11 protein-coding genes are annotated in these 9,782 nt (G+C 71.6%); 4 read left to right on the top strand and 7 right to left on the bottom strand.

Annotated elements, in window-relative coordinates; translation table 11 throughout:
- Positions 1–72 precede the first annotated feature (72 nt).
- Entirely contained in the window at positions 73–282 is a 210-nt protein-coding gene (locus tag EUA94_RS06015) for an exodeoxyribonuclease VII small subunit (protein ID WP_129425673.1), read from the bottom strand.
- Positions 275–1,522 carry an exodeoxyribonuclease VII large subunit gene (xseA, locus tag EUA94_RS06010; protein ID WP_129425671.1) on the bottom strand — a complete coding sequence of 416 codons (1,248 nt, stop codon included), beginning with the start codon at positions 1,520–1,522 and terminating at the stop codon, positions 275–277. Before xseA ends, EUA94_RS06015 begins: the two co-directional genes overlap by 8 nt.
- A gap of 47 nt (positions 1,523–1,569) precedes the next feature.
- Here xseA and EUA94_RS06005 point away from each other — a divergent pair, with 47 nt between their 5' ends.
- Both EUA94_RS06005 and EUA94_RS06000 read left to right on the top strand, forming a co-directional pair.
- The gene (locus EUA94_RS06005) at positions 1,570–2,568 is read left to right on the top strand and encodes a 4-hydroxy-3-methylbut-2-enyl diphosphate reductase (protein WP_129425669.1); all 999 of its coding nucleotides are present in this window, start codon (positions 1,570–1,572) and stop codon (positions 2,566–2,568) included.
- Positions 2,569–2,571: 3 nt separating this feature from the next.
- Positions 2,572–3,195, top strand: coding sequence for an L-threonylcarbamoyladenylate synthase (locus EUA94_RS06000; RefSeq protein WP_129425667.1), 624 nt, complete (start codon positions 2,572–2,574; stop codon positions 3,193–3,195).
- 123 nt (positions 3,196–3,318) lie between these two features.
- Here EUA94_RS06000 and EUA94_RS05995 read toward each other — a convergent pair whose 3' ends face one another.
- The 4 genes from EUA94_RS05995 to EUA94_RS05980 all read right to left on the bottom strand — a co-directional run bounded on the left by EUA94_RS05995 (position 3,319) and on the right by EUA94_RS05980 (position 7,054).
- Complete coding sequence (locus tag EUA94_RS05995) at positions 3,319–3,762, bottom strand: DUF6542 domain-containing protein (RefSeq protein WP_129425665.1); 444 nt, start codon at positions 3,760–3,762, stop codon at positions 3,319–3,321.
- 10 nt (positions 3,763–3,772) lie between these two features.
- Positions 3,773–4,933 carry a DNA recombination protein RmuC gene (locus EUA94_RS05990; RefSeq protein WP_129425663.1) on the bottom strand — a complete coding sequence of 387 codons (1,161 nt, stop codon included), beginning with the start codon at positions 4,931–4,933 and terminating at the stop codon, positions 3,773–3,775.
- Between the two features lie 38 nt (positions 4,934–4,971).
- Positions 4,972–5,826, bottom strand: a complete 855-nt coding sequence (locus EUA94_RS05985) for an aldo/keto reductase (RefSeq protein ID WP_129425661.1) — start codon at positions 5,824–5,826, stop codon at positions 4,972–4,974.
- A 262-nt stretch (positions 5,827–6,088) separates the two neighbouring features.
- Positions 6,089–7,054 (bottom strand): GlxA family transcriptional regulator, encoded by a 966-nt coding sequence (locus tag EUA94_RS05980; RefSeq protein ID WP_129425659.1) that lies wholly within the window; start codon positions 7,052–7,054, stop codon positions 6,089–6,091.
- A gap of 72 nt (positions 7,055–7,126) precedes the next feature.
- On the opposite strand from EUA94_RS05980, the gene EUA94_RS05975 reads away from it, so the two are divergent.
- Entirely contained in the window at positions 7,127–8,455 is a 1,329-nt protein-coding gene (locus EUA94_RS05975) for an MFS transporter (protein WP_207210420.1), read from the top strand.
- Here the strand turns inward: EUA94_RS05975 and EUA94_RS05970 are convergent.
- Entirely contained in the window at positions 8,448–9,227 is a 780-nt protein-coding gene (locus EUA94_RS05970; RefSeq protein ID WP_129425657.1) for an exodeoxyribonuclease III, read from the bottom strand. The genes EUA94_RS05975 and EUA94_RS05970 overlap by 8 nt on opposite strands.
- Before the next feature lie 149 nt (positions 9,228–9,376).
- Between EUA94_RS05970 and EUA94_RS05965 the strand changes: the two genes are divergently transcribed.
- On the top strand, positions 9,377–9,766 hold the full coding sequence (locus tag EUA94_RS05965) for a M57 family metalloprotease (RefSeq protein WP_207210419.1): 390 nt from the start codon (positions 9,377–9,379) through the stop codon (positions 9,764–9,766).
- Positions 9,767–9,782: the final 16 nt, after the last annotated feature.

The raw sequence follows: 9,782 nt of genomic DNA, 5'->3' as shown, positions 1-9,782 counted from the left end.
TCGCTGAGCACCGCCATCCGCGTCATGGACCCAGCATCAAGCCCGAACCACGCTCAACATTGGAGACACGCCCTAGCCGGCGTCGGGGCCGATCGCCTCGTCGAGGCGCTTGCGGGCACCGTCGAGCCACTCCTGGCAGACCTTGGCCAGCGCCTCGCCGCGCTCCCAGAGGGCGAGCGACTCCTCGAGCGTCGTGCCACCGGCCTCGAGGGTGCGGACCACCTCGATGAGCTCCTCGCGAGCCTCTTCGTAGCTGGGCTGAACGGGGGTGGCGTCAGGCATGGGGGTCCTCCACGGGATCTGTCTCGGTGCGGTCGGTGGTGGCGTGGATCCGGCCGTCGGCGACCCGCACCGACACCGCGGAGCCGGGGGCAGCCTGGGCGACGGAGGTGACGACGTGGCCGTCCGCGTCCTGGAGCACGGCGTACCCCCGCTGGAGCGTCGCCAGCGGCGACAAGGACTGGGCCCGCGCGCGCTGGTGACCGATGTCGTCGGCGGCGCGGTCGAGCCGGTGCGCGAGCGTACGACGGGCGCGCCCCAGCAGCTCGTCGATCTCGTCGGACCGCGCGGTCAGCAGGTTGCGCGGGTCGGCCATCGCGGGCCGCGAGCGCACCTGGCCCAGCCACTCCTGCTCGCGGGCGATGCGCTGGGTGATGACCTGGCGCAACCGGTCGCGCGCCCAGGTCACCCCGTGGGCCTCCTCGGCCATGTCGGGCACGACCAGCTTGGCGGCATCGGTCGGAGTCGAGGCGCGTACGTCGGCGACGAGGTCGAGCAGCGGCTGGTCGGGCTCGTGGCCGATGGCCGACACCACGGGCGTACGCAGCGCGTGCACCGCACGGATCATCGCCTCGTCGGAGAACGGCAGCAGGTCCTCGATCGACCCACCGCCGCGTGCGACGACGATGACGTCGACCTCGGGGTTGCGCTCGAGCTTGTCCAGCGCCTCGATGACCTCGGCGGCGCAGCGCTGCCCCTGCATCGCGGCGTAGGCCACCTCGAACTGCACGGCCGGCCAGCGTCGACGCGCGTTCTCGAGGACGTCGCGCTCCGCTGCGCTGTTGGGCGCCGTGACCAGACCGACCCGGCCGGGCAGGAAGGGCAGGTCGCGCTTGCGCTCGGGGGCGAAGAGACCCTCGGCGGCGAGCAGCTGGCGTCGGCGCTCGAGGCGGGCGAGCAGCTCGCCGAGGCCGATCATCGTGATCTCCCGCGCCGCCAGCGAGAACGAGCCGCGGTTGGGGTAGAAGCTCGGCCGCGCGTGGACGACGACGCTGGCGCCCTCGACGAGGGGCGGGTTCATCGAGTCGAACAGCGATCGCTGGCACGTGAGGGTGACCGAGATGTCGGCGACCGTGTCGCGCAGCGTCATGAAGACGGTGTTGACGCCCGGGCGCCGGTTGACCTGCGCGATCTGGCCCTCGACCCACACGCTGCCGAGGCGGTCGATCCACTGCGTGACGGCATTGGCCACGGCCCGCACCGGAGCCGGGGTCTCGGCCGTGGCGTCGCGGAGGGAGGGCACGCGGTGAGGATAGGGGAGGCGACGGACACGCCCGTAGACTTGTGGCTATGACAGACCTCGGCCTGCCCCCGGTGCTCGACCCCGAGACGGCCAAGAACGTGCTCCTCGCCGCCCCCCGCGGCTACTGCGCCGGTGTCGACCGCGCCGTCATCACCGTCGAGAAGGCGCTGGACCTCTACGGCGCGCCGGTCTACGTCCGCAAGCAGATCGTGCACAACAAGCACGTCGTGGCCAACCTCGAGTCGCGCGGCGCGATCTTCGTCGAGGAGCTCGACGAGGTGCCCGAGGGCCGCACCGTCGTGTTCTCGGCCCACGGCGTCTCTCCGGCCGTGCACGAGCAGGCCGCCGAGCGCGGGCTCAAGACCATCGATGCCACTTGCCCGCTGGTCACCAAGGTCCACCACGAGGCGCGCCGCTTCGCGAGCGACGACTACGACATCCTGCTCATCGGGCACGAGGGGCACGAAGAGGTCGAGGGCACCGCGGGCGAGGCGCCGGACCACATCCAGCTGGTGCAGAGCCCGGCCGACGTCGCCGGCATCGTCGTACGCGATCCCGCGAAGGTGGCCTGGCTGTCGCAGACCACGCTGAGCGTCGACGAGACGCTGGAGACGGTCGCCGCGATCCGGGAGAAGTTCCCGCTGCTGCTCGACCCGCCGAGCGACGACATCTGCTACGCCACCCAGAACCGCCAGCTCGCGGTCAAGGAGATATCGCCGTCGGCCGACCTGGTGATCGTGGTGGGCTCGCGCAACTCCTCCAACTCGGTCCGGCTCGTCGAGGTGGCACTCGAGGCCGGCGCCAAGGCGTCGTACCTCGTCGACGACCACACTGAGATCGACGAGGCGTGGCTCGACGGCGTCGCCACCGTGTCGGTGACGTCCGGCGCGTCGGTGCCGGAGGACCTCGTGGAAGGCGTGCTCGCGTTCCTGTCCGAGCGCGGCTACCCCGACGCCCGCGCGGTGCACTCCGCCGAGGAGTCGCTCATCTTCGCGCTGCCGCCCGAGCTGCGCCGCGACATCCGTGCGGCCGCACAGAAGGCCTGAGACGTGGCCCGCTTCGTCGACATCCACCCCGACAACCCCCAGCCCCGGCTGGTGACGCAGATCGTCGAGGCGCTCCGCAACGACGAGCTGATCGCCTATCCCACCGACTCCGGCTACGCGCTCGGTGCGCAGCTCGGCAACCGTGACGGCCGTGACCGGATCCTGAAGATCCGCGAGCTCGACGACCGCCACCACTTCACGCTGATGTGCAAGGACTTCTCCCAGCTCGGCCAGTTCGTCCACGTGGACAACCACGCGTTCCGCGCGATCAAGGCAGCGACCCCCGGGCCGTACACCTTCATCCTGCCCGCGACCGGCGAGGTGCCGAAGCGGCTGATGCACCCCAAGAAGCGCACCGTCGGCGTGCGGATCCCCGACCACACGCTGGTCTGCGCCCTGCTCGAGGAGCTCGGCGAGCCGATCCTCACCAGCACGCTGATCCTCCCCGGCGAGACCGAGGCGCGGACGATGGGTTGGGAGATCAAGGAGGACCTCGACCACGTCGTCGACATCGTCGTCGAGTCCGGCGAGGTCACTGCCGAACCCACCTCGGTGATCGACTGGTCCGAGGCCGAGCCCGTCGTCGTACGCCGCGGGGCGGGCGACGTGGAGCGCTTCGAGGCCTGACCGGCCCCTGCGTGCCCGTCCTGGATGGTGACCGGGCACTTCCTTGCGCTGGGGACGGTTGACCGGGCACGAACTGCCCGGTCAGCGCTCTGGTGCGCGAGGAACTGCCCGGTCAGCGGTGGGTCAGGCGGGTCGGCTGAGCTCGCGGCTGAGCTCGGTGGCGATGTCGGCCTCACCCTCGCGGTGCAGGCGCCAGGCCAGCCAGCCCAGGCAGAGGGCGTACCCGATGAAGAGGGCGATGCCGTGCGTGGCGACGCCGGACACCACGGCCTGGAGCAGGCTGTCGGTCGGGTCCGCGATGGCGGAGCGCGCCACGAGCGCGACGAAGGCGAACACGGCCGTGAGCAACACCGGCGGCAGGAGCGCGACGAGGTAGAAGTCGCGGCGGCGCACCAGCGCGGCGAGGCCCAGGCAGAGCACCATGAAGCAGAGGTCGAAGAAGAGGGTCAGTCGCCCGACGAGGAGCACGTCGATGCTGACCGCGGTGAGCGTGACGGCGACGCCGAGCGACACCACCTGGCGGCCGGGCTCGCGGCCGACCTCCCAGAACGCCTCGGCCTGGTTCACGACGCTCAACCTAGGACGCATCGCGGTCACCCTCCACGCGGCGCGCCGGTGCCTGCTCGGCGAGCAGGTCATCGAGAGTGGGCTCACTGAGGGCGGACGGAACGTCGTCGAGGGCCGTCAGCTCGGGTGCGGCGGGGGAGCGCGGAACGGCTTCGACCTGGCGCGGAGCGTCGAGCGTCTCGGAGGTGACGCCGAGCTCGTTGAAGCGTCGCGCGGAGACCAGCACCCGTCCCTCGAGCGAGCCCATCGCCTGGTTGTACGCCGCCACGCTCGCGCCGAGTGCGCGGCCGACCCGGTCGAGGTGACCGGCCATCGAGCCGAGGCGGGCGTGCAGCTCCTGGCCGAGGCGCTGCACCTCGTGGGCCTGGGCGTTGAGCACCTCGTGCTGCCAGCCCTGGGCGACGGTGCGCAGCAGCGCGATCAGGGTGGACGGCGTGGCCAGCACGACATTCTTCGCGGACGCCTGCTCGACGAGGTCGGGCACGGCCTGGAGCGCGGCCTGCAGGATCGCCTCACCCGGCAGGAAGAGCACCACGAACTCGGGCGTGCCGGGCAGGGCCTCCCAGTAGCGGCGTGAGCCCAGGTCGGCGACGTGCTTGCGTACGTGCTCGCCGAGCCGGGCGAGCGCCCGGTCGTGCTCGGCCGGGTCGTCGGAGCCGGTCAGGTCGAGGAACGCCGCCAGCGGGGCCTTGGCGTCGACCGCGATCGTGCGACCGCCGGCCAGCGTCACGACGAGGTCGGGTCGGAGCCGGCCGTCGTCGAGGCGTACCTGCTCCGCGAAGTCGCAGTGGTCCACCAGCCCGGCGAGCTCGACGGTGCGACGCAGGTGGAGCTCGCCCCACTGTCCCCGCACCTGTGGCTTGCGCAGGGCCGCGGCCAGGGTCGTGGTCTCCCGGCGCAGCGTGTCGGTCGAGTGGCGTACGTCCGTCACCTGCTGGTGCAGCTGGGCCTGCCACGCCACCCGGTCGTGGGCGAGGTCGCTCAGCTGGTCCTGCAGTCGCTCGAGCCCGTCCTGCACGACGGCGTGGTCGGCGACGCGCTGCTGCAGCGCGACCACCGCGACGTCGTCGTCGGGCCGGCTGCGCGACCACAGCACGCCGATCAGCGTGCCGAGCGCGAGGCCGACGGCGAGGACCAGCGCCAGGGTGAGGAGGAGGGGGAAGGTGTCCATGGGGCCAGCATGGCCGAGCCCACCGACAGTGACCTGGGTCAGCCGAGGAGGGCGGACGCGGCGGTCAGGCGCTCGACCTCGTCGGACGTCAGCTCGACCTGTGTCGAACCGACCAGCTCGTCGAGCTGAGCGGCGTCAGTGGCCGAGGCCAGCGGCGCGACGACGTACGGCTGCCTCGTGAGCCAGGCCAGCGCCACGCTCGCGGCAGCTGCTTCGTGGTCCCGCGCGATCGCCTCGACGGTGTCGAGCAGACCGAGGCCGTCCGGGGTGAGGAGCGGCTTCACGTTGGCGCCGCGAGGCCGTCCCTCGGTGTCGGCGTTGCTCCGGTACTTGCCGGACAGGAACCCACCCCCGAGCGCCCGGTAGGGCAGCACCGCCAAGCCGGACGCAGCTGCGACGGTGGCGAGCCCGGTCTCGTACGGCTGTCGGTGGGCCAGGCTGTAGTGAGGCTGGAGCGCGACCGGTGTGGTGAGGCCGTTGTCTGCGGCAGCCCGCACCCACGCCACGGCCACGTCGAGGTCGAAGTTGGATAGCCCGATGGCGCGGATCTTGCCGGCGCGCACCAGGGCGTCGAACGCCGCCGCGCTCTCCTCGACGGGCGTCTCGTCGTCCTGGTAGTGGGCGAAGTAGAGGTCGATGTGGTCGGTGCCGAGGCGGCGCAGCGACTCCTCGACCGACGCCGTCACCACGGGCGCGGACAGCCCGTCGTAGCGAGGATGGTTGCCGACCTTGCTCACGACGACCATGTCGTCACGCGTCCCTCGCTCGCGCATCCACGCGCCGAGGATCGACTCCGCCGCACCGTCGGAGTAGGTGTCGGCGGTGTCGACCAGCGTGCCTCCCGAGGCTGCGACCTGTCGAGGATCGCGTGCGACGCGGCGGCATCGGTCGATCGCCCGAAGGTGTTGGTGCCCAGCCCCAACGGGAGCCCGAGCTCATCGCCCCACACTCGGTCGCGGCTGGTGTCGGCGGCAGGGCGTGGCGTGTTCGGCATGCGTCCCACCCGACCACAGGCGACCGACAGTGAGCGCGTCCTCGCGCTCGCCCGTCCGGGGTAGTCCAGTGGGTTCTGGTCGTTCCGCCGCCCGGATCGCAGCCAAATCTCACTGGACTATCCGCACACGACAGCCATCCCTCACTGGACTACATCGACAGTCAGGCGCCGCGGAACGTCCGCCGGTACGCCGAGGGCGAGACGCCGACGTGCGCCCGGAGGTGCTGGCGGAGGGACGCCGCGGTGCCCATCCCGGCCCGGGTCGCGACCTGGTCGACGGGCAGGTCGGTGGCCTCGAGAAGGTGTTGCGCGTGGCGGATCCGTTGCTGGGTGACCCAGGCGCCGGGGGACTGGCCGGTCTCCTCGCGGAACCGACGGGTGAAGGTCCGTACGCTCATCGACGCCCGATCCGCCAGCGTCGTCACGTCGAGCGACTGGTGCAGGTGGGCCTGCGCCCACGCGCGTACGTCGCTGGTGGCCTCGTCGGTGCGCCGCGGCACGTGCCGCTCGATGAACTGCGCCTGACCGCCGTCCCGCCACGGCGGTACGACCATGTGGCGCGCCACGGCGTTGGCGACCGACGGGCCGTGGTCGGAGCGGACGAGGTGGAGGCAGAGGTCGATGCCCGCGCTCAGCCCTGCGGAGGTGAGCACGCGGCCGTCGTCGGTGAAGAGGACGTCCTCGTCCACCGCCGCTGCGGGGTAGAGGCGGCGGAAGTCGTCGGCGTACTTCCAGTGCGTCGTCGCGCGGTGCCCGTCGAGGATCCCGGCGGCCGCGAGGACGAACGCGCCGGTGCAGATCGACACCCAGCGGGCGTCGGCGGGCACGGTCGCGAGCGCCGCCCGCAGGTCGTCGGGGAGGGTGCCCTCGTGCCGCGGGCCATGGATCATCGTGCCCGGCACGATCACGGTCTGCGCCGTCGCGAGCGCCTCGATGCCGGCCGAGGGGGCGATCGAGTATCCGCGGCTCGCCTGCACCGGACCGCCGTCGAGCGACACCACCTGGACGTCGTACAGCGCGCGCCCGGCCTCGTCGTACGCCTCGCCCAGCACCTGCGGCGGGATCGTCAGGTCGTAGCCGATCACGGGCGCGATCGCGAGCACGACGACGCGGTGCGGGGATGTCATGGCCGGATTCTTTCACATGTTGGCATTCGTGCCACTCGTCGCCGGCGGTGCCCGTCCGCGACACTGGTCCGCGTGACGACGACGAGCCCGACCGCGCCTGCCTCCCCGGGACACGACGACCGTCCGCAGGGCCTGCACTGGGCGTGGGTCGTCGCCGCGGTCGCCTTCGTGACCCTGGTCGGCGCTGCCGCCTTCCGCTCCGTGCCGGGCGTGCTCATCGAGCCGTTGCACGAGGAGTTCGGCTGGTCGCACGGGCTGATCGGGTCGGCGGTCTCGCTCAACCTCATGCTCTTCGGCCTGATGTCGCCGTTCGCTGCGGCGCTGATGGACCGCTTCGGTGTACGCCCGGTGGTCACCTTCGCGCTCGTCATGGTCTCGATCGGCAGCGGCCTCACGGTCTTCATGACCGAGCCGTGGCAGCTGATCCTGTGCTGGGGCCTGCTGGTCGGGCTCGGCACCGGCTCGATGTCCATGGCCTTCGTCGCCACCATCACCAGCCGGTGGTTCGTGGCCCGCCGCGGCCTGGTCAGCGGCATCCTCACGGCCGGCAACGCCACCGGCCAGCTGATCTTCCTGCCGGTCGTCGCCTGGCTCGCGACGAACCACGGCTGGCGTACGGCGGCGCTGCTCGCCGCGGCCGCCTCCCTGGCCGTCATCCCGCTGGTCCTGCTCTTCCTTCGCAACCACCCGGCCGACATGGGGCTGCGGGCACTCGGGGCCACCGACGCCGACCCCGGCCCGCCGCCGCACCAGCAGGTCGGGTCGAGCGCGGGGCGGGCCCTCGGCGTGCTGCGCGACGCCGCGCGGAGTCGTACGTTCTGGTTGCTGTCCGGCGGCTTCGCGATCTGCGGGATGACCACCAACGGCCTCATTGCCACGCACTTCGTCCCCGCCGCGCACGACCACGGCATGCCGGCGACCACGGCGGCGTCGCTGCTCGCGGTGGTCGGCATCTTCGACGTGGTCGGCACGATCGCGTCGGGCTGGCTCACCGACAAGATCGACCCGCGGCTGCTGCTCGTCGGCTACTACGTCCTGCGCGGTGTGGGCCTGATGACCCTGCCGGCGCTGATGTCGCCGCACGTCGCGCCCAGCATGTGGGTCTTCATCATCATCTACGGCCTCGACTGGGTGGCGACCGTGCCGCCGACGGTCGCGCTGTGCCGCGAGCACTTCGGCGCAGGTGTCGGGCCGATCGTCTTCGGCTGGGTCTTCGCGAGCCACCAGATCGGCGCGGCCGTCGCCGCCACCGGTGCAGGCGTCATCCGCGACCTCACCGGCGGCTACGACCCGGCGTTCTACGCCGCGGCCGGGCTCTGCGCCGTCGCCGGCCTGATGTCGTACGCCATCCGGCGGGTGCCGACTCCGGCGACGACGCCGGAACAGGTGCCCGTCAGCTGAGGTCGACGACCACGGGCGCGTGGTCGGACGGCGAGCCCGTGCCCTGGGCCGGGTCGCGCTCGTCCTTGTCGATGAACGCACCCGTCACCCGCGCGGCGAGCGACGGCGAGCCGACGACGAAGTCGATCTTGAGCCCGCGGTCGCGCTCGAAGCGCTGGCGGTAGTAGTCCCAGTAGGTGTAGCCCGGCGCGTGCGCGCGGGTCACCTCGGCGTACCCGTCGTCGAGGAAGCCCTGGAACGCCGCGCGCTCCGGCGGCGTGACGTGGGTCGATTTCGCGAACTGGGCCGGGTCGAAGACGTCGTCCTCGGTCGGGCAGATGTTCCAGTCGCCGACCAGCGCGGTCGGCACGTCGAGCCAGTCGCGCGCCGACTCCCGGAGCCGCGCGAGCCAGTCGAGCTTGTAGGCGTAGTGGGGGTCGTCGGGCTTGCGGCCGTTGGGGACGTAGAGCGACCAGATGCGTACGCCGTCGCAGGTCGCGCCGATCGCACGCGCCTCCTCGGCAGCCGGGTCACCCCACGTCGGCATGCCGGCGAAGCCGACCTGGACGTCCTCGAGTCCCACGCGGGAGAGCAGCGCGACGCCGTTCCACTGGTTGAGCCCGGCCACCGCGATGTCGTAGCCCAAGGCCTGCAGGCCCATCAGCGGCAGCTGGTCCTCGCGGGCCTTGGTCTCCTGCAGCGCGAGCACGTCGATGTCGTGTCGCTGCACGAAGGCCTCGACCCGGTCGATGCGGGAGCGGAGGGAGTTGACGTTCCAGGTGGCGATGCGCACCACCCCACCCTAGGGAGGCATCGCTCACGCTGAGAACGTGGGGCGAACGAGGCTTTGTGCAGCAAACCCTTTACAGATCTGCCCTCTGTGGGGGAGGTTCAGCAGCAGCGCACTGGTCTCGGGAACTTCGTGCTGGCTACTGCTCCACCGTGTGCCCGGCGCAGGACGCGAACTGCACCACCCGCAACAACAGCGTGCTGTTCTCGGTGGAGCCCGTCCAGACCTCGCAGTACATCGCCCGGGCGTTCTTCCCGAGCACCCCGAAGCGCTCGCGCAACGTCCTGGTCGACGACTCGATCTGGACCTCGGGCTCCTGGACGCCGTCCAACATCCTCGGCCACGAGCTCGGCCACACGCTGGGCTTCCGCCACGAGCACACGCGCCCCGAGTCGGGCACCTGCTTCGAGGACAACAACTGGCGTCCGCTGACGCCGTACGACTCGGCGTCGATCATGCACTACCCGCAGTGCAACGGCTCGTCGAGCAATCTCTCGATGACCAACACCGACCGCCAGGGTGCAGCACTGCTCTACCCCTGATCGGATCGCACCACCC

It is taken from the genome of Nocardioides zhouii, assembly GCF_004137345.1.
Classification (GTDB): Bacteria; Actinomycetota; Actinomycetes; order Propionibacteriales; family Nocardioidaceae; genus Nocardioides; species Nocardioides zhouii.
This window is presented reverse-complemented; position numbering and strand designations above follow the sequence as displayed.